Below are 266 nucleotides of genomic sequence, written 5' to 3'. Positions count from 1 at the left end.
GTCTACTTCTTGCGGTACATTGAGTAAGAAGTAGACAATCCCATAACTCGTGGAGTTGGAAGAATGAAATTGTTACAAGAAGAAAATGTTAAGTCTAAAGAACCTTGGGAATACATAATCGACAAATTAGATCAACTATCAAATAGAACGATTAATCCACCTGCTATAATACCCGAGAGCACAAAACTAAGTAGCTTTGGAATAGAATTTAAAATTATAGATGATACAAATATATTAGTTATCAAAGACCTAATAGAACAAAGTGT

1 protein-coding gene is annotated in these 266 nt (G+C 32.0%); it reads left to right on the top strand.

Features of this window, described 5'->3' with window-relative positions; genetic code table 11:
- Positions 1 to 63: 63 nt before the first annotated feature.
- The coding region (locus tag AACQ14_RS24380) for a hypothetical protein (RefSeq protein ID WP_339366120.1) at positions 64 to 266 on the top strand (203 nt) is incomplete at its 3' end.

The sequence above is a fragment of the Vallitalea maricola genome, assembly GCF_036985595.1.
Taxonomy (GTDB): Bacteria; Bacillota; Clostridia; order Lachnospirales; family Vallitaleaceae; genus Vallitalea; species Vallitalea maricola.
The sequence above is the reverse complement of the archived record's forward strand: the minus strand, read 5'-3'. Positions and strand labels throughout refer to the sequence as shown.